This window comes from Streptomyces rugosispiralis (genome assembly GCF_024505145.1).
Classification (GTDB): Bacteria; Actinomycetota; Actinomycetes; order Streptomycetales; family Streptomycetaceae; genus Streptomyces; species Streptomyces rugosispiralis.
Genome location: NZ_JANIAA010000004.1, coordinates 379987 through 397985, shown reverse-complemented (window position 1 = coordinate 397985; position 17999 = coordinate 379987). Strand labels below are relative to the sequence as shown.

Genomic DNA, 17999 nt, shown 5'->3' with positions numbered 1-17999 from the left:
TCCTTGTCGATGGCTAATGTGGTGGACGGTACCCATCCATCCGAGCCGGAGCATGGCTCGCCGAATTTTCTCAGGCAAGGAAGCGCTTTCGTGGAACTTGATGCACTCGACCGCGCTCTTCTGCGGGAGCTGCAGAACGATGCACGCCAGACCAATCGCGAGCTGGCCCTGCGCACGGGAGTCTCGCCGTCGACTTCGCTGGAGCGGGTCCGGGCGCTGCGGGAGCGCGGCATCATCAGCGGCTATCACGCCGCCGTCGACCTGGAGGCGGTCGGCCGCCCCGTGCAGGCGCTGATCTCGGTGCGGATCCGCCCGCCGTCCCGGCCGGTCATCGAGGGGTTCCGGGAATGGGCCGCGCAGCTGCCGGAGACCATCGGGCTGTTCGTCACCTCCGGCCCCCATGACTTCCTCATCCATGTGGCGGTGCCGGACACCAATGGGCTGTACGCGTTCGTCATCGACCGCCTCACCGAGCGCCGTGAGGTGGCGGATGTGCAGAGCACGATGGTGTACGAACACGCCCAGTCGCGCTGTATCGACCCCGCCCCCGCCGAGCGCCCCGCGCCCTCGCGCCGGAGGCGGTAGCGGGGCGAGGCCGGTGGCGCGAACCGGGGCGGGCGGCACCGCCGTTCGCGACACCGCCCGCCCCGGTTCGCCGACGCCGCGTCAGGAGCCCGCCACCGCCGCCGTCTTCTCCGGCTGGGGCTCGGCCGTGGCGGGGGTGTCCCGCGTCCACAGCGGCCGCAGCCGGTAGGTCAGCAGATAGAACACCGCCGAGGCGCCCGCCGCTACGAGCATGCTCAGATCGCCCGCGTGCGGATACGCCGAGGCGAACGCCCCGGTGTAGAGGTCGGACTGCCAGAACGGCACCGAGGCCAGCACCCCGCCGACCCAGGCGACGAAGCCCCAGGAGAGCACCCGTCCGCGGTCGTACAGCTCGGCGATCCGGCCGGCGTCGGAGCGGCCGCCCAGGTGGTAGTCGAGCAGCAGCACGGTGGCGAACGGCGCGATGAAGTACGCGGTGAGGTTGAGGAACACCGAGAACTTGTCCTCGACCCCGGAGTGCCCCCACAGGCTGATCACATACGCCAGCGCGCAGATCAGGGTGACGGCCTGGGTCCGGGTGACCGGCACCTTCAGGGTCTGGACGGAGATCGCGCCGCCGTAGACATTGAGGAAGTTCTGCGCGAGCGCCGAGAGCCCGATGGCGATCAGGGCGGGGATGGCGAACGGCCCGGTCAGCTGGTGCAGGGCGGTGATGGAGTCGGTGCTGGTGGCATTGGAGCCGAGGAGCACCCCGAGGATGCCGAGCCAGCAGATGGTGACGAAGTTGCCGAGCCCGGTGTACCAGGCGGTGCGCTTCACCACGCCCGGCGAGTCGGGCAGATAGCGCGAGTAGTCCGAGGCGAACGGCGCCCAGGCGACGAGGAAGGACAGGAACCAGCCGCAGAAGGTGATCCAGCCGCCGGTGGAGCCGACGTAGTCCGCCGCCTTCGGATTGGCGTCGAAGGTGCCCGCGCCCCGCACCAGGGCCACCACCGTGATCATCACGAACAGCGGGGTGAGGATGTAGGTCAGCACCCGCTGCAGGAAATTGATCATGTTGTAGCCGTAGATGGACACCACCAGCTCGACCAGGGTGAGCGCCAGTCCGCAGACCCAGAAGGGCAGATGGGTCAGCTCGGAGATGGCCTTGCCACCGAGGATCACGGTCACGGCGGCCCAGCCGACCCCGGCGAACACATTGATGTACGCCACCGGCAGGAAGTTGCCGAAGAAGCCGAGCGGGCCCCGCGCCTGGATCTGCTGGGGCACCCCCAGCCGTACGCCCATCCGGGACATCACGGCCATCAGCAGCGAGCCGAGACCCGCGCCGGCCACGATGGCGGCGACGGCGGCGCCGAAGCTGAGGCCGAGCCCGACCGCGCTGAACCCGAGCAGGATGATGGGGAAGTTGAGACCGGCGGCGAACCAGACGAAGAACTGCGAACTGGGCTTGCCGTGCCGCTCGTTGTCGGGGATGTGGTCGACCCCGAAGGGCTCCACCTTGGTGACCGCGCTGCCGTACACCGGCGCCGTGTCGTCGTGGGTCATGGGCGTGCTCCTGGGACGGGAGGAGTGGGCGTCAGGGGGTGGCGGGGGGCCGGTGGCGCCGCGGATCGGGGTGGCGGTGTCTCACCACGGCAGCGGCGCGGTCTGGGAGATGTCGAAGAAGCCGCCACCGCTGTAGACCAGCGGGGCCAGCTCCTCATGGCGGGCGGACACCACCCGGCCGGTGAAGACGGTGTGGCTGCCGGCCTCCAGCCGCTCGCCGATCTCCACCTCGAGCTGGGCGCAGGACCGGTCGATCAGCGGGACGCCGAACTCACCGGGGGTCCAGGACAGCCCGGCGAACTTGTCGTCCGCCTTGGAGGCGAAGGTCTTGGCCACATCGAGCTGGCCGGCGGCGAGGATGTTGATCCCCAGATGGCTCGCCCGGTGCAGCGCGGGGTGGGTCGTGGAGGTGCGCTGCACGCAGACCAGCACCATGGGAGGATCCAGTGAGATGCTGGCGAACGCGTTCACCGCGAGCCCCCGGGGCTTGCCGTCGTCGTCGCAGGTCACGACGGTGACACCGGTGATGAACTTGCGGTGCACACCACGGACCACATCGGCGTCGACGGCCGCCCGCTGGGTGGTGGTGATGATCCCGAGCGCCTCCAGCAGCTGGCGCGGGTCCCAGGTCACCCACTCCTCGCTGACCACACCGTGGTCGAAGCGGGTGAAGGTGGCGCCGGAGACCTCGACCGGCCTGCCGGTGGCCGGGACCCCGAGGAAGTCGCCGGTGTGGCTGCCGGTGCTGCGCCAGCGGATCGCCAGCGACTCGCCGTCCTCGACGATGTCCTCGATCTCGGTGCGGAGATCGGGAAACGCCTGGCGGATGGCGCGGATGGACTCCTTGAACTGCTCCCGGTCCTGGGGGGCCGCGGCGGGCCCGCGGCGGCGTACATAGGCGGGGCTGAGCAACTGGTCGAGCGCGTCGACCTGGCCCCGGTCCCAGACCGCCTGCCAGGTGGAGCGGATGCGGGCGGTGCGGTCAAGAGTGTGCGTCATGACGTCTTCCCTCAGTCAGCTCTTGTATGGCAGAGGACCGTAGAAAGGCCATCGGCGACTGTCAACACCTTGGGACAGATGAGCCGAGAAAGTTCCGAGCGCTCACCAAAGGCACAGGTCAAGGTTGTTTCCCTGCCGTTGACCCTTGACGGGCCCGATATGGACTCCTAGCCTCCCTGCCATGGCACAGCGTGAGCCGGAAGAACAGGACGGACGCTGAATGCGCTTTTCGATATTCCACAACCTCGGTGCCCCGGGCCGTCTCGGCGAGTACGCCGACGTCATGGACGAGGCCCGGGAGTTCGCCGTCACCGCGGACCGGGCGGGCTTCTGGTCCACCTGGTACACCGAGCACCACTTCGGGCACGAGGCGATCGAGATCACCCCGAACCCGGTGCTGATGGGGGCGGACATCGCCGCCCGTACCGAACACATCCGGATCGGCCAGGCGGCCTCGATCGCCACCTTCTGGCATCCGCTGCGGCTCGCCGAGGACATCGCGATGCTCGACCAGCTCTCGGGGGGCCGGGTCGAGGTCGGCCTCGGCCGGGGGCTGTACGGCCGCGAGGCGCTCAACCTCAACGCCCTGGCCGATCCGCGCGACCAGGAGCAGAACCGCGCCCTGTACGACGAGACCGTGGAGGTGCTGCGCAAGGCGTGGAGCGGCGAGTTCTTCTCGCACCAGGGCCGGTTCTACGAGTTCCCCGCCCCCGGGGTGAAGTGGAACCACCCCCTCTCCCCCGCCACGGCGGAGTACACGGATGCCGGTGTCATCACCAAGATGCAGGTCACGCCGTTTCCGCTGCAGCGGCCGCACCCTCCGCTGTGGCAGGTGATCGACAGCCCCCGCTCGATCAAGTCTGCCGCGGCCGACGGTGTCCAGGGGCTCTTCTGGCTGCCGCCGGTCTCCGCGCTCAAGGACCGGTTCGAGCTGTACCGGGACACCGCGAGCCAGGCGTCCGGGCGCGAGTACGCGCTGGGCGAGGGCATCGGCCTGGTGCGCGACGTGTATGTCGCCGACACCATGGAGCAGGCACGCGCCGAGTTCGAAGAGGCGCTGATGACCACCTACCGGTGGATCATGCACTGGCGGGGGCTGTCCAACCTCATGGAGGCGGGCGAGGAGCTCACCGACGCCCATGAGCTGTCCTTCGACTTCCTCCAGGGGCGCAATCTGCTGGTCGGCACCCCCGAGTACGTCTCGGAGAAGATCGCCGAGCTGCGGGACGAGGTGGGCCTGGAGCATCTGCTGCTGTGGACCACCCACCCCGGTCTGCCGCACCGCAACGCGATGCGCAGCCTGGAGCTGTTCGCCGAGAAGGTCATGCCGCGGTTCACCACCGGTGGCGGTCATGGCTGAGGCACGGCTGCGCAAGGTCGTCACCGTCGCCGATGAGCTGCTGCTCGAGCTCGGCCGCCCGGTCGCGGCGCCGGTGCGCCGGGTCGCGGCGGCCGCGGTGATCAGCAACCCCTGGGCCGGCGGCGGCTTCGTCGCCGACCTGGGGCCCGAGGTCGAGCGGATCGCACCGGGGCTGGCCCGGCTGCTCACCGACCGGATCAGCGAGGCGCTGGGCGGGGTGGACCGGATCGAGTCCTTCGGCAAGGCCGCGATCGTGGGCCTGGACGGGGAGATCGAGCACGGCGGCGCGCTGATCCACACCCCGTTCTTCGGCAATGTCTTCCGCGAGCTGACCGAGGGCACCTCGATCATCGTCTTCAGCGACGACCGGCTTCCGGCCGGTGAGCCGCTGACCGTGCCGCTGTGGCACAAGACCGCGGCCGCGACCCGCTCGCACTACCAGACCTGCCAGATCCGCATCCCCGACGCGCCCCGCCCGGACGAGATCGTCGTCATCGCGGCCGGGGCGTCCGGCCCCCGGCCCAACGCCCGGATCGGGGACCGCGCCACCGACCCCCTCATCCGCCTCGCCGATCTGGACGACCTGGAGACCGTGACGTGAACATCCGCAAGATCATCACCTTCACCGAGGACATCCACAGCGAGGGCGGCCGCCCGGTGGACCCGCCCGCCCGTACGGCCGTGGTGCTCGCCGTCATCGAGAACCCCTGGGCCGGTCGGGGCTTCGTGGCGGATCTGCTGCCGGGGATCGACGAGGTGGCGCCGAAGCTGGGCGAGCTGCTGGCGCCGCGCGTGGTCGAGGCGCTGGGCGCGCCGGTGGAGGCGTACGGGAAGGCCGCGATCGTGGGGCTCGACGGGGAGGTCGAGCACGGCTCCGCGCTGATCCACACCCTCAAGTTCGGCGACCACTTCCGCCGCGCGGCGAACGCCACCACGCTGCTCCCCGCCGTGGAGAAGCGGGCCGCCGCGGGCACGGTCTTCGACATCCCGCTCAAGCACATCACCGACGCCACCATCCGCTCGCACCACCAGAGCATCGAGGTGCGGGTGGCGGACGGGCCACGCGCCGACGAGATCGTCGTCGGGCTCGCGGCGGCCGCCCAGGGCCGCCCCCAGGCCCGGCTGGCGCCGCTGTCGACGGAGCGGTGAGCGAACGGTGAGTGACAAGGCCAGGTCCGACGCGGGCACGCGGGTGCCTGTCCCGGCGTCCCGGGACGGTGCCCCGGTGGCGCTGAGCCACGAAACGCACGGCGACGGCCCGGAGCTGGTGCTGCTGCACGGCGTCGGCCTCGACCGCCGCATGTGGGACCGGTGCCTCCCGGCCCTCGCGGCCCGGCACCGGGTGACGCTGGTCGACCTGCGCGGCCACGGCGCCTCCCCGGCCGCGGCGGCCGGGGTGTCGCTCGCCGAGCTGGCCGCCGATGTGGGGGCGCTGCTGAGCGGCCCCACGCATGTGGTCGGCTTCTCGCTCGGCGCCCTGGTCGCCCAGCGGCTGGGTCTTGACCGGCCGGAGCTCACCGCCTCGCTCACCCTGGTCAGCTCGGTCGCGGGCCGGTCGGAGGAGGAGCGGGCGGCGGTGGCCCGCCGCCAGGAGCTGGCCGCCCAGGACTTCGGGGCGGCGGCGTGGGCGGCGGTCGACCGCTGGTTCTCGCCCGCCTGGCGGGCCCAGGACCCCGAGCTGGCGCGGCAGGTGCTCGATACCCTGCTGGCCAACGACCGGGCCTCCTACCTGGCGTGTTACCGGGTGTTCGGGACCGCCGACACCGCGCTGTGGCGGTGGCTGCCGCGGATCGCCGCACCCACCGTGGCGGTGACCGGCGAGCGGGACCCCGGCTCGACCCCGGCCATGTCGCACCGGCTGGCCGAGCGGATCCCCGGCGGCCGGGCGGTGATCGTGCCCGGCGCCCGCCATCTGCTGCCGCTGGAGTGCCCCCGGGAACTCGCCGACGTGATCCTCACCCAGACCGGAAGCCACGCCGAAAGCCACCCCGGCAGCCACGGAAGCCACGGAAGCCACGCCGAAACCCATCCCGGCACCCACGGAAGCCATGCCGGAACCCACCCCGGAGCCCCCACCGGACAGGAGTCCCACCGCTCATGAACCCCCTGCCGCGCCATGACCACTACATCGCGGGCGAGTGGACCGCCCCCGCCGAAGGCGGCTACTTCGCGAGCGTCAACCCGGCCACCGCCGAGCCCTGGTACGAGGCGGCGCGCGGCACCGCCGCCGATGTGGACCGTGCGGTGGGCGCCGCCCGCACCGCCTTCGAGGATCCGCGCTGGCGCGATCTGAGCCAGACCCGGCGCGGTCGGCTGCTGCGGAACCTGGGCGATCTGATCGGTGAGCACGCGGAGCGGCTGGCCCGCACCGAGACCCTCGACAACGGCAAGCTGCTGCGCGAGATGCGGGCCCAGCTGGCCGGGCTGCCCGAGTACTTCTATTACTACGCGGGACTCGCCGACAAGATCCAGGGCGAGGTGATCCCCGGGGCCGGCCGCGAGCTGCTCAACTACACCCTGCGCGAACCGGTGGGGGTGGTCGGCGCCATCACCCCCTGGAATTCCCCGCTGCTGCTCACCACCACCAAGCTGGCCCCGGCCCTGGCCGCGGGGAACACGGTGGTGGTCAAGCCCTCGGAGCACACCTCGGCCTCGCTGCTGGCGCTCGCGCCGCTCTTCGAGGAGGCGGGGTTCCCGCCGGGGGTGGTCAATGTGGTCACCGGGTACGGCCCGGAGGCGGGCGGGCCGCTGACCGAGCACGACGGCGTGTCCAAGGTGACCTTCACCGGCTCCAGCGGGACCGGCCGCCGGATCGCCCGCATCTGCGCCGACCGGCTGATCGGCTGCACCCTGGAACTGGGCGGGAAGTCGCCCAACATCATCTTCCCGGACGCCGACCTGGGCTCGGCCGCCATGGGCGTGATCGCGGGCGTCTTCGCGGCCGCGGGCCAGACCTGTGTGGCGGGCAGCCGGGTGCTGGTGCACCGGGAGGTGTACGACGAGGTCCTGGAGCGGGTGACGGCGCGGGCGGCCACGATCCGCATCGGCGATCCGCTGGCGGAGACCACCGAGCTCGGCCCGCTCGCCATCGCGGAGCAGCTGGAGAAGGTCGAGTCGTATGTCGAGCTGGGGCAGGCCGAGGGCGGAAAGGTGGTCTGCGGCGGCAGGCGGCCGGAGACCGGTCTCGACGGGTACTTCTACTCCCCCACTGTCTTCACCGGCACCGACAACGGGATGCGGATCTGCCAGGAGGAGATCTTCGGGCCGGTCGCGACCGTCATGCCCTTCGGCTCCGAGGAGGAGGCCCTGGCGATCGCCAACGACTCCGCGTACGGCCTGGCGGCGGGCGTGTGGACCCGGGATGTGAACCGGGTGCACCGGATGGCCGCGCGGCTGGAGGCCGGGACGGTGTGGGCCAACACCTATCGCTCGATGTCGCCGATGTCGCCCCGGGCCGGGTTCAAGACCAGCGGGATGGGGACCGAGCACGGCACGGAGGTGATCCGGGAGTACACCCGGCTGAAGAGCGTCTGGATCAACACCAGCGAGGAGCCCGCCGGGGATCCCTTCATTCTGAGGTCCTGAGCACCTGGACTGCCTGGGCTTCCTGAGCTCCTGGGCCCTGGGCTCCTGAAGGTTCTGAGGTCCCCGGCGCCCTGGACCGAGGAAGGGTTGTTGTATGGCACAACACACCTGCGTTCCCGCAGTTGACGGGAGGCAATGGCCACACCTAGGGTCACGTGCCATGCAACGACCCACAGGGAAGCGGCTTCAGCAGACCAGCATGCAGGCGAGGGTCGCCGAAGAGCTGCGGCAGATGATCATCAGTGGTGAGCTGCCGCCCCGCTCCAGCCTCTCCGAGATGGCGCTGTCCGAGACCTTCGGCGTCAGCCGGACGCCCATCCGCGAGGCCCTCAAACAGCTCCAGATCGAGGGCCTGGTCGAGGTGCGGCCACGGGTCGGCACGTTCGTCGCCGTACCGTCCCGGCGCGAGCTCACCGAGCTGTTCCAGATGAAGGAGCTGCTGGAGGGCGCCGCCGCCCGGCTGCTCGCCTTCCGCGGGAACGTACCGGAAGTGGATCGGCTCGAGGCCAATATGAAGGCGGCCGACGCGGCCGTCCGGGACGGCGACGCCGAGCAGTACGCGGCGCTGGTCCACGAGTTCCACGATCTGATCGTGGTCGGCGCGGACAACAGCAAGCTGGAGGCGCACTACCGCACCCTGATGAACCAGCTGGCCTACGCCCGGCTGGTGCGCACCTCGCTGTCCCGGCCCGGTCGGCTGGACGAGTCCGACGACGAGCACCATCGCGTCCTCAATCTGATCCGGGCCAAGGACGGCGACGGTGCGGAGCGGGTGATGCGGGAGCATGTGCGGATGAGCCACCAGGCCCTGATGGCGGGCATGGACGAGCGCCGGGCCTGACCGGGCGGTTCATTCGTGGGTGCCGGGGCGCGGCCGTCCGGACACGATGAGCGCACGCGGCCCCGGACCTACCGGGGGCCCGGACGGCGATCCTGTCGTACGTTGGCAGAAGACCCGGGTGGCGGCCCACGTACCGCGCGGGGTCGTGACCGGCATGGTCTTGAGGAAACCGGGCTCGGGGAGAGCCGATCGCCGAAGACCAGGACGAAGACCATGAACGATGTGCGCAGACGTACGGTGCTCGCCGCGGCCGGGGGGACGGCCATCGCGGGCAAGGCCGCGGCCGCCCGTGCCCAGACCCCGCCCGCCGCCGCCGACCAGCCCCGCCCGGGGCGGGAGCCCGGTCCGTACGAGACCAGGATCCAGGCCCTGATGGCGCGGATGTCCGTCGACGAGAAGCTCGGCCAGCTCCAGCAGCTCGCCTGGACCGGCGCCACCGGGCCGGGCGGCGGGCAGACCGCCGCCGCGGAGCGGGCGGCCCGCAGGGGCAGGCTCGGCTCCGTGCTCAACATCTACGGGGCCCGCACCACCAACACGCTGCAGCGGATGGCCGTCGAGGAGTCCCGGCTGGGCATTCCGCTGGTCTTCGGGCTCGATGTCATCCATGGCATGTGGACCACCTTCCCCATCCCCCTCGCCCAGGCCGCCGCCTTCGATCCCGCGGTGGCCGAGTGGGACGCGGAGGTGTCGGCGCGGGAGGCCCGCTCCAACGGGGTGCACTGGGCGTTCTCGCCGATGATGGACGTCACCCATGAACCGCGCTGGGGGCGGATCGCCGAGGGTGACGGCGAGGACCCGTATCTGGCGGCGCGGCTCGCGGCCGCCAAGACCCGCGCCTACCAGGGCGACGACCTCCGCTCCCGGCGCCACCTCGCGGCCTGCGCCAAGCACATGATCGCCTACGGGGGTGTCGAGGGCGGCCGCGACTACAACACGGTGGATGTCTCCGAGGCCCGGCTGCGCAACTTGTACCTCCCCCCGTTCCGGGCGGCGCTGGACGCGGGGGTGGCCACGGTGATGGCGAGCTTCAACACCGTCAGCGGGGTCCCCGCCCACGGCTATCGGCATGCGCTCACCGAGATCCTCAAGGAGGAGTGGGACTTCGGCGGCTTCGTGGTCAGCGACTACAACGGCGTTCAGGAAATGATCGTCCACGGCTATGCCGCCGACCGCTCCGACGCCGCCCGGCTCGCCTTCAACGCCGGGATCGACATGGAGATGGCCAGCACCACCATCAACGAGTACGGCAAGCGGCTGCTGCGCAGAGGTGAGATCACCACCGAGCGGCTGGACGACGCGGTGGCCCGCGTGCTGCGGCTGAAGTTCCGGCTCGGGCTCTTCGAGCACCCCTACGCGGACGAGGAGACGGCGATCGCCGGACCCACGAAGGCGTCCCGGGCGGCGGCCCGTGCGGCGGCCGGGCGCACCATGGTGCTGCTGAAGAACGAGAAGTCCACGCTCCCGCTGGGCAGATCGGGTTCCATCGCGGTCGTCGGCCCCTTCGCCGACTCCACCGATCTGCGCGGCTCCTGGGCCGGGCCCTGGGCCGAGAAGTTCCGCCCGGTCACCGTGGTGGACGCGGTCAAGGACGCGGCGCCGAAGGCCCGGATCAGCCATGTCGAGGGCGTGGACGCGTCCGGCCGGAACACCCGGGGCATCGCACGGGCGGCCTCGGCGGCCAGGGCGACCGATGTGACCGTGGTGGTGGTCGGGGAGGCGGCGACGCTCAGCGGGGAGGCGTCCGTGCGCAGCGACCTCGGCCTGCCCGGCCATCAGGAGCGGCTGATCTCCGCGATCGCGGACACCGGCGCGCCGTTCGTGGTGGTGCTGCTCAGCGGACGTCCGCTGACGATGGAGGGCTGGCTGGACCGCACGCCCGCCGTGCTGCAGGCATGGCATCCGGGGATCGAGGGCGGCAACGCCATCGCGGATGTGCTCTTCGGCACCGTGAACCCCAGTGGCAAGCTGCCCGTGACGTTCCCGCGCACGGTCGGCCAGATCCCCATCTACTACAACCACGAGAACACCGGGCGCCCCTACGACCGGGCCAACCACTACACCTCCAAGTACCTCGACCTGGCCTACGGACCGCAGTTCCCCTTCGGCCACGGCCTCGGCTACACCACCTTCGACATCGGCGAACCCCGGCTCAGCGTCAGCCGCATCCGGGCCGAGGCGCTGCGCAAGGGCGACACCGTCGAGGTCGCGGTGGCGGTGCGCAACACCGGGCGCCGCACGGGCGATGAGGTGGTGCAGCTGTACATCCGCGATCCGGTGGCGAGCATCGTGCAACCGGTGCGCAGGCTCAGTGGCTTCCGCCGGGTCAGCCTCGGCCCCGGGAAGGCCACCACGGTCCGGTTCCGGCTGAGCGCCGAGGAGCTGGGCTTCTGGACCCAGGATCCGCACGGCCGGTTCCTGCTCCAGAAGGGCGAGATCCGGGTCTTCGCGGGCAACAGCTCGCTGGCCGACCGGGGCCGCACCCTCACCATCACCTGAGCCCGGATACCCCCGCCCGTCAGCGACATCACAGCGCGGCGGCCGGATTACTTGTAGGGTGCATGCTGACCCTACGCACCCGGAAGACGCCCTTGATGACCGCCGCGCCCTGGCCCTCGACCACCACGACGAGCGGACGAGACCCCGCGGCACCCCGGACGGGCGGCTCCGGCCACGGTGGGGTGGAGGCCCAGTGGGCGGTGTGATCACCGGATTCGGTGTCATCGCGACCATCATCGTCACCGGCTATGTCATCGGGCGCCGCCGCTCCCTGGGCGACCACGGCCGCGAGGTGCTCACCAAGCTCTCGTTCGACGTGGCCTCCCCCGCGCTGCTGTTCATCACGCTCTCCCGGGCCGACCTCTCCGTCGTCGTCTCCACACCGCTGCTGGTGACGGCCCTGTCCACCTTCGTGGTCGCGGGCACGTTCGTGGCCGTCGGCGCCGTACGGCGGTGGAGCGTCGGCCGGACGACGATCGGCGCGCTGTGCGCGAGCTATGTGAACGCGGGCAATCTCGGCATCCCCATCGCGATGTACGTCCTGGGCGACACGACCCTGATCGCCCCGGTGCTGCTCTTCCAGCAACTCGTCATGACCCCGATCGCCCTGACGGTCATCGACCTCTCCCGCCCCGATCTGCGCCCCTCGCTGATCCGCAGGCTGACCAGCCCGTTCCGGAACCCCATCGTGATCGGCTCGCTGTCGGGTGTCCTGGTGTCCGCCGCGGGCTGGCGGGTCCCCGGGCCCGTCGTGGAACCGCTCTCGCTGCTGGGCGGCATGGCCGTACCCGCCGTACTGCTGGCCTTCGGGATCTCGCTGCCGGGCAGTCGGCTCCCCGGCCGTGGCGAGGAGCGCGGGCCGGTGCTGCTGTCGGTGGCGCTGAAGTCCTTCGCCCAGCCGGTGGTGGCGTGGGCCATCGCGGCGGGTGTGTTCCGGCTGAGCGGTCCGGCGCTGTTCGCCGCCGTCGTCACCTCCGCGCTACCGGCGGCTCAGAACCTGTTCACCTACGCCTCCCGGTATCAGACCGCCACCGTCCTGGCCCGTGAGTCGATCCTGCTGTCCACGCTGCTCGCGCCGCCGGTGCTGATGACGGTGGCCGCGCTGCTGGGGTGAGCCCGGTCCCACGGCGCACACCCGGACCGGTCGTTCGTACCGATGTGCCGCGCCGTCAACCGGTACGGAAGAACTTTGTTTGCCCCTGGAGGCCCAGGGCAGGCGGATATTCGTGCTTCGGACCGTAGGCACGCACCGCGGGAGCAGTCTGCGACGCTCCAGACCGCGGCGGCGCGCCGGTCAGCACGTCCCCGTGAACCTTCCGCGATGCACCCCCGGTCCCAGGTGACCCGTCAGCCCATCGCAGGAGGTGTGTTCCGTGACGACCGCGACGCAGGACATGACACGGCCCCAGACCGGCCCCGCGAAGCACCCGCATGACGACGCGCCGGACACCGGCGCCGAGTTCGCGGAAATCGCCCGGCTCCCCGACGGGCCGGAGAAGGAGGCGCTGCGCCGTCGGGTCGTGGAGGCATGGATGCCGATGGCCGAACGGCTGGCCCGGCAGTACCGCAACCGCGGCGAATCCCTGGAGGATCTGCAGCAGGTGGCCGCGCTGGGCCTGGTGAAGGCCGTCAAGCGGTACGACCCGGAACACGGCACCGCCTTCGCCGGGTTCGCGGTGCCCACGATCGTCGGCGAGATCAAGCGCCACTTCCGGGACCATCTGTGGGTGCTGCATGTCCCCCGCCGGGTCCAGGACCTGCGCAACCGGGTGCGGGCCGCCCACCGCGAGCTGTCCCACGGGGCGGACGACCGGCCGCCGCGGACCCGGGAGATCGCCGAGCGCACCGGGCTGAGCGAGAAGGAGGTGCGCGCCGGTATGGAGGCCATGGGCAGCTTCACCCCGCTCTCCCTGGACGCCCAGCTGACCGGCGCTGACGACGGCTACTCGCTGGCCGACACGCTCGGCGCCCAGGAGCCCGCGTACGATCGGGTGGTGGACCGCGAGGCCGTGCGCCCCGGTCTCAGCCGGCTCCCCGACCGGGAGCGGCAGATCCTCTACATGCGTTTCTTCTGCGATATGACGCAGAGCCGGATCGCCGAGCACCTGGGCATCTCCCAGATGCACGTCTCACGGCTCATCAACCGCACCTGCTCCACTCTGCGGGCGCAGGCGCTGGCCGAGGCCAACTGAGCCGGTCGCCGCGTTGCGCCGCTGGAACGATGTGCATCGCCTCAGCGGGTGACCGTGGCGCCGTGGGGGGCTACGGCTCCCCCGGCGGGCTGCGAGGGTCGGGGCGGCGGGTGACGGACCAACGAAGGAGACCGAGCCAGTGAACAGCAATCCCGATCGTCCTCCTCCGGTGCACGTCCCGGAACTCCTCAAGGGGCAGAAGGCGCTGGTGACCGGGGCGAACTCGGGGATCGGAAAGGCCACCGCGATCGCGCTCGGCCGGTCCGGCGCCGATGTGGTGGTCAACTATGCCAGCGACCGGCCGGCCGCCGAGGCCGTCGTCGCCGAGATCCAGAACCACGGTGTGCGCGCCTACGCCCATCAGGCGGATGTGTCCCAGGAGGACCAGGTCATCGACATGGTGTCCACCATGGTCGACCGTCTGGGCACCATCGACATCCTGGTCGCCAACGCGGGCCTCCAGCGGGACGCGCCCACGACCGAGATGACGCTCGAGCAGTGGGAGAAGGTCATCTCCGTCAACCTCACCGGCCAGTTCCTGTGCGCCCGGGAGGCCATCAAGGAGTTCCTGCGGCGCGGTGTGGTCCCGGAGGTGTCGCGGGCGGCCGGGAAGGTCATCTGCATGAGCTCGGTACACCAGACCATCCCCTGGGGCGGCCATGTGAACTACGCGTCCTCCAAGGGCGGCGTGGCGATGCTGACGCAGACCCTGGGCCAGGAGTTCGCCCCCCACAAGATCCGGGTGAACGCGATCGCGCCGGGTGCCATCAAGACCCCGATCAACCGCAGCGCCTGGCAGACCCCCGAGGCCCGCGACTCGCTCCTGCGGCTCATCCCGTACGGCCGCGTCGGCGACCCCCTGGACATCGCCAACGCCGCCGTCGTCCTGGCCTCCGACCTGTGCGACTACGTAGTGGGCAGCACCCTCTACGTCGACGGTGGCATGACCCTCTTCCCGGGCTTCGCCACGGGTGGCTGAGCCGGAGGCCGGGGCGCGGCCGGCGGTGTCCGGGGCGCGGCGGGCGGAGTTCGGGAAGACTGGCACGCATGCCCGAGACCCCGGTTTCCCTCATCCACCCCGTGCCCTACTACGCCCAGTGGGAGTCGCCCGGCCTGGTGCCCGACATCATCGCGGGCACCCTGTCGGCGGCCGACGATCCGCTGTGGCAGAAGTCCGGGGCCGCGAGCCCGGAGGAGTACGCGTTCTGGTCGTGGCGGCTGTGCGGGATGGCGTGTCTGCGCATGGCGCTCGACCACTGGCGGGGCACCGCGCCACCCGCGGTGACACTCGCCGAGGAGTGTGTCGAGGCGGGGGCGTATGTGCGCCACCCGGACCGGGTGGACGGGCTCGTCTACGCCCCGTTCGCCGACTACGCGCAGCGGCGCTGGGAGCTGTTCGCCGAGTCCCGGCCAAGGCTTCCGGCCGAGGAGCTGCCGGGACATCTCGCGGCCGGGCGGCTCGCGATGCTGTCCGTCCACCCCTCCCTCCGCACCCTGGACCCGCGGCCGCCGCACCGGGGCGGCCATCTGGTGCTGGCCGTCGGCGCCACCCCGGACCATCTCCTCGTGCACAATCCATCGGGCTTCCCGGACGGCTCCCAGCGCTTCGCCGAGGTCCCCTGGGGCGACCTCGGGCGGTTCTACGCGGAGCGCGGTGTCCTGCTCGGTCCGGGCGAGCCCCGGTCGTAGGGCTCGGCGCCACCCGATCCGCCGACGCCCGGTCCGCCCGCCGCCCGGCCGTGTCACTCGTGCGCACCGTTGCGGTCGCCACGCGGCCGGGTACCCATGTGGTTCCCGTAGCTCATCCACGCACCGTCCCAGGGAGCCGCAGTGAAGTTCGGCGTATCCACGTTCGTCACCGACCAGGGAATCCGGCCCGCCCCCTTGGGGCGGGCCCTGGAGGAGCGCGGTTTCGACGCGCTCTTCATCGCGGAGCACAGCCATATCCCGGTGGATCGCCGTACCCCCTATCCGGGTGGCGGGGACCTGCCGGACGTCTACTACCGCACTCTCGACCCGTTCGTGACGCTGGCCGCGGTCGCCACGGCCACCCGGCGTCTGCTGCTGGGCACCGGTATCGCCCTGCTGGTGCAGCGGGACCCGATCACCACCGCCAAGGAAGTGTCCTCCCTCGACCTGATCTCGGACGGACGGGCCGTCTTCGGGGTCGGCGCCGGCTGGAACCGCGAGGAGATGGAGAACCACGGGACGGATCCGTCCACCCGGGGCCGGCTGATGGACGAGCGGCTGCGGGCCATCCGTGAACTGTGGACCAAGGAGAAGGCCGAGTTCCACGGGGAGTTCGTGAACTTCGACCCCGTCTTCCAGTGGCCCAAGCCGGTCCAGCAACCGCATCCGCCGATCTATGTGGGCGGTGGCGGCGACGCCGCGTTCCGGCGGATCGCCGCCGTCGGCGACGCCTGGCTGGCCAACAGCGGATCACCCGAGGAGCTGCGCCCGCAGATCGAGCGGATGCGCGAGGTGGCCGGCCGCGAGGTGCCGGTGACGCTGTACGTGATGCCCGAGGACGCCGAGGTGGCCGAGGAGTATCAGCGCATCGGTGTGGAGCGGGCACTGTTCTATCTGCCGACGATGCCGGAGGCGGAGTCGATCGCACGGCTGGACTCGATGGCCCGGATCGCCGCCCGGTTCCAGTGAGCCGCCGGGGGTCGCGATGCCGCGGCTGACGAGCGAGCGGGCGCGGGAGCGCTTCGCGCGGGCCAGGCTGGCCCGGCTGGCCACGGTCGGCGCCGAGGACCGTCCGCATCTGGTGCCGGTGGTCTTCGCGCTGACCGGCGACACGGTGGTGACGGCCGTCGACCACAAGCCGAAGCGGACGACCCGGCTGAAGCGCCTGGACAACATCCGCGCCCACCCCGCCGTATGCCTCCTGGTGGACGACTACGACGAGAACTGGGACCACCTGTGGTGGGCACGCGCCGATGGCACGGCCCGCGTCCTGCCACCGGCCGAGGAGTCGGCGGTGTCCTCGGACTATGTCCGGCTGCTGGTGGACACCTACCCGGCCCAGTACCGGGACCGGCCGCCGCGCGGGCCGGTCGTGGAGATCACCGTCGGGCGGTGGAGCGGCTGGCGGGCCGGATGAACCCGGCGCCCGTGAGGGGGTCAGCGCGCGGACTCCGCCATCCTCGCGAACTCGGCGCCCAGCTGGGACATGGCGTGGCCGTACTCCTCCGCGGAGACGGCCTCCCGGAGCGTGGCGAGGACCGCCCGGACACCCCGGTCGGCCTCCGGCTCGGACAGCCCGGTGCGCTCGTGCACCCTGCGGACCGACTCCTCGGGGTCGAAGATCTCCATCTCCTCCGGCCCGCGCCGAAGGGACTCCCGGAGGTGTCCGGGCAGCTCCCGGGCGAGTTCGCGGGCCTCGCCCGCGCTCAGGCGGGCCGCCAGGGTCTCGAGCGTGGCGCGGGTGACATCGGCCGCCTCCTGCCGTGAGAGCTGGGTGCGGTCCGCCACCGTCTGGAAGAACTCCCGGTCGTCCATGTCGGGCCTCCCTATGACACGCACCAGGACACGGCCTCACCACCACCTTGCCATGCGGTTCCACCGCCCGCGAGGCGCTGGAACCGGCACGGAGGGACGATGGATCTGTGGGCTACGGCCATCCTGTCCCCCCGAGGAGGTGGACGACCATGACTTACCCCTCCGACAGTCCGCATGGTGCCGGGCAGCCACGAGAGGAACCCTACGGCCGGCCGGGAGAGCGGCCCTCCGATGAGGGCAACCCCTACGCCACGATGCAGAACATGCTGTCCAACACCACCTGGCAGGTCCTGGTGACCGCGGGTCTGGTGGCGATCGCGCTCGGCATCATGGTGCTGGCGTGGCCGGGTCCCTCCCTGGTCGTCATCGGCGTCCTGTTCGGCGCGTATCTGCTGATCAGCGGGATCTTCCAACTGGCCGGGGCCTTCGGTTCGCATGTCCCGAGGCAGCTGCGGGTGCTGAGTTTCGTCACCGGCGCGCTGAGCGTGCTGCTGGGACTGCTCTGCTTCCGGGGACCGGCCCAGTCGATTCTGCTGCTCGCGCTGTGGATCGGCTTCGCCTGGCTGATCCGGGGCGTGATGATGACCGCCATGGCGGTCTCCGGTGAGGGCATGCCCGCCCGGGGCTGGCAGCTGTTCCTCGGTGCGCTCACCATCCTGGGCGGGATCATCCTGATCGTGGCGCCCTTCGGCTCGATCACGGCGCTCACCGTGGTGGCCGGTATCTGGCTGCTCGCGCTGGGCATCATCGAGATCATGCACGGCATCCAGTTGCGCAGCAGTCTCGGCGGACCCGGCGCTCCCCGCGCCGAGCACCGGGGGGCGCACTTCCCCCGCTTCCGCTCGCAGCCGCATCCACAGGCGTAGTCCGGCCGCCGCGACGGCCGTGAGTGGCCGTCGCGGCGGACCGCGGACGATCAGGGTCAGGG

Annotated in this window: 18 protein-coding genes; 15 read left to right on the top strand and 3 right to left on the bottom strand. The window is 71.3% G+C overall.

What is annotated here, in order from left to right; genetic code table 11:
- Positions 1 to 90: 90 nt before the first annotated feature.
- Positions 91 to 585 (top strand): Lrp/AsnC family transcriptional regulator, encoded by a 495-nt coding sequence (locus NP777_RS10335; protein ID WP_046088239.1) that lies wholly within the window; start codon positions 91 to 93, stop codon positions 583 to 585.
- Between the two features lie 81 nt (positions 586 to 666).
- Here NP777_RS10335 and NP777_RS10330 read toward each other — a convergent pair whose 3' ends face one another.
- Positions 667 to 2094 (bottom strand): purine-cytosine permease family protein, encoded by a 1428-nt coding sequence (locus NP777_RS10330; RefSeq protein ID WP_256649790.1) that lies wholly within the window; start codon positions 2092 to 2094, stop codon positions 667 to 669.
- A gap of 81 nt (positions 2095 to 2175) precedes the next feature.
- A complete protein-coding gene (locus NP777_RS10325) occupies positions 2176 to 3093 on the bottom strand; it encodes a flavin reductase (protein WP_256649789.1) in 918 nt (305 codons plus the stop codon).
- A gap of 220 nt (positions 3094 to 3313) precedes the next feature.
- On the opposite strand from NP777_RS10325, the gene NP777_RS10320 reads away from it, so the two are divergent.
- The 13 genes from NP777_RS10320 to NP777_RS10260 all read left to right on the top strand — a co-directional run bounded on the left by NP777_RS10320 (position 3314) and on the right by NP777_RS10260 (position 16673).
- Positions 3314 to 4453 (top strand): LLM class flavin-dependent oxidoreductase, encoded by a 1140-nt coding sequence (locus NP777_RS10320; RefSeq protein WP_256649788.1) that lies wholly within the window; start codon positions 3314 to 3316, stop codon positions 4451 to 4453.
- A complete protein-coding gene (locus tag NP777_RS10315) occupies positions 4446 to 5054 on the top strand; it encodes an amino acid synthesis family protein (RefSeq protein ID WP_044580908.1) in 609 nt (202 codons plus the stop codon). The genes NP777_RS10320 and NP777_RS10315 overlap by 8 nt, the downstream gene beginning before the upstream one ends.
- Positions 5051 to 5602 (top strand): amino acid synthesis family protein, encoded by a 552-nt coding sequence (locus NP777_RS10310; protein ID WP_256649787.1) that lies wholly within the window; start codon positions 5051 to 5053, stop codon positions 5600 to 5602. The genes NP777_RS10315 and NP777_RS10310 overlap by 4 nt, the downstream gene beginning before the upstream one ends.
- Positions 5603 to 5678: 76 nt before the next feature.
- A complete protein-coding gene (locus tag NP777_RS10305; protein ID WP_256649786.1) occupies positions 5679 to 6554 on the top strand; it encodes an alpha/beta fold hydrolase in 876 nt (291 codons plus the stop codon).
- Complete coding sequence (locus NP777_RS10300) at positions 6551 to 8038, top strand: aldehyde dehydrogenase (protein WP_256649785.1); 1488 nt, start codon at positions 6551 to 6553, stop codon at positions 8036 to 8038. The genes NP777_RS10305 and NP777_RS10300 overlap by 4 nt, the downstream gene beginning before the upstream one ends.
- A 160-nt stretch (positions 8039 to 8198) precedes the next feature.
- Complete coding sequence (locus NP777_RS10295) at positions 8199 to 8879, top strand: GntR family transcriptional regulator (protein WP_256649784.1); 681 nt, start codon at positions 8199 to 8201, stop codon at positions 8877 to 8879.
- Between the two features lie 213 nt (positions 8880 to 9092).
- Positions 9093 to 11375, top strand: a complete 2283-nt coding sequence (gene bglX, locus NP777_RS10290; protein ID WP_256649783.1) for a beta-glucosidase BglX — start codon at positions 9093 to 9095, stop codon at positions 11373 to 11375.
- 193 nt (positions 11376 to 11568) lie between these two features.
- Positions 11569 to 12489 carry an AEC family transporter gene (locus tag NP777_RS10285; RefSeq protein ID WP_256649782.1) on the top strand — a complete coding sequence of 307 codons (921 nt, stop codon included), beginning with the start codon at positions 11569 to 11571 and terminating at the stop codon, positions 12487 to 12489.
- A gap of 259 nt (positions 12490 to 12748) precedes the next feature.
- Positions 12749 to 13567, top strand: a complete 819-nt coding sequence (locus tag NP777_RS10280; RefSeq protein WP_391858476.1) for a SigB/SigF/SigG family RNA polymerase sigma factor — start codon at positions 12749 to 12751, stop codon at positions 13565 to 13567.
- A gap of 139 nt (positions 13568 to 13706) precedes the next feature.
- Positions 13707 to 14546 carry an SDR family oxidoreductase gene (locus NP777_RS10275; RefSeq protein WP_256649781.1) on the top strand — a complete coding sequence of 280 codons (840 nt, stop codon included), beginning with the start codon at positions 13707 to 13709 and terminating at the stop codon, positions 14544 to 14546.
- 68 nt (positions 14547 to 14614) lie between these two features.
- Positions 14615 to 15256 carry a C39 family peptidase gene (locus tag NP777_RS10270; protein ID WP_256649780.1) on the top strand — a complete coding sequence of 214 codons (642 nt, stop codon included), beginning with the start codon at positions 14615 to 14617 and terminating at the stop codon, positions 15254 to 15256.
- Positions 15257 to 15397: 141 nt separating this feature from the next.
- Positions 15398 to 16225, top strand: a complete 828-nt coding sequence (locus NP777_RS10265) for an LLM class F420-dependent oxidoreductase (protein WP_256649779.1) — start codon at positions 15398 to 15400, stop codon at positions 16223 to 16225.
- 16 nt (positions 16226 to 16241) lie between these two features.
- Entirely contained in the window at positions 16242 to 16673 is a 432-nt protein-coding gene (locus NP777_RS10260) for a TIGR03668 family PPOX class F420-dependent oxidoreductase (RefSeq protein WP_256649778.1), read from the top strand.
- A 20-nt stretch (positions 16674 to 16693) separates the two neighbouring features.
- Here NP777_RS10260 and NP777_RS10255 read toward each other — a convergent pair whose 3' ends face one another.
- Positions 16694 to 17071: a DUF2267 domain-containing protein gene (locus NP777_RS10255; protein ID WP_256649777.1), complete on the bottom strand. Its 378-nt coding sequence runs from the start codon at positions 17069 to 17071 to the stop codon at positions 16694 to 16696.
- Positions 17072 to 17220: 149 nt separating this feature from the next.
- Between NP777_RS10255 and NP777_RS10250 the strand changes: the two genes are divergently transcribed.
- On the top strand, positions 17221 to 17937 hold the full coding sequence (locus NP777_RS10250; protein ID WP_256649776.1) for an HdeD family acid-resistance protein: 717 nt from the start codon (positions 17221 to 17223) through the stop codon (positions 17935 to 17937).
- Positions 17938 to 17999: the final 62 nt, after the last annotated feature.

Excerpts from the sequence above, each read along its gene's own strand:
- NP777_RS10330 (WP_256649790.1), bottom strand. The coding sequence starts at position 2,094 with ATGACCCACGACGACACGGCGCCGGTGTACGGCAGCGCGGTCACCAAG.
- NP777_RS10325 (WP_256649789.1), bottom strand. The coding sequence starts at position 3,093 with ATGACGCACACTCTTGACCGCACCGCCCGCATCCGCTCCACCTGGCAG.
- NP777_RS10320 (WP_256649788.1), top strand. The coding sequence starts at position 3,314 with ATGCGCTTTTCGATATTCCACAACCTCGGTGCCCCGGGCCGTCTCGGC.
- NP777_RS10315 (WP_044580908.1), top strand. The coding sequence starts at position 4,446 with ATGGCTGAGGCACGGCTGCGCAAGGTCGTCACCGTCGCCGATGAGCTG.
- NP777_RS10300 (WP_256649785.1), top strand. The coding sequence starts at position 6,551 with ATGAACCCCCTGCCGCGCCATGACCACTACATCGCGGGCGAGTGGACC.
- NP777_RS10295 (WP_256649784.1), top strand. The coding sequence starts at position 8,199 with ATGCAACGACCCACAGGGAAGCGGCTTCAGCAGACCAGCATGCAGGCG.
- bglX (WP_256649783.1), top strand. The coding sequence starts at position 9,093 with ATGAACGATGTGCGCAGACGTACGGTGCTCGCCGCGGCCGGGGGGACG.
- NP777_RS10270 (WP_256649780.1), top strand. The coding sequence starts at position 14,615 with ATGCCCGAGACCCCGGTTTCCCTCATCCACCCCGTGCCCTACTACGCC.
- NP777_RS10260 (WP_256649778.1), top strand. The coding sequence starts at position 16,242 with ATGCCGCGGCTGACGAGCGAGCGGGCGCGGGAGCGCTTCGCGCGGGCC.
- NP777_RS10255 (WP_256649777.1), bottom strand. The coding sequence starts at position 17,071 with ATGGACGACCGGGAGTTCTTCCAGACGGTGGCGGACCGCACCCAGCTC.
- NP777_RS10250 (WP_256649776.1), top strand. The coding sequence starts at position 17,221 with ATGACTTACCCCTCCGACAGTCCGCATGGTGCCGGGCAGCCACGAGAG.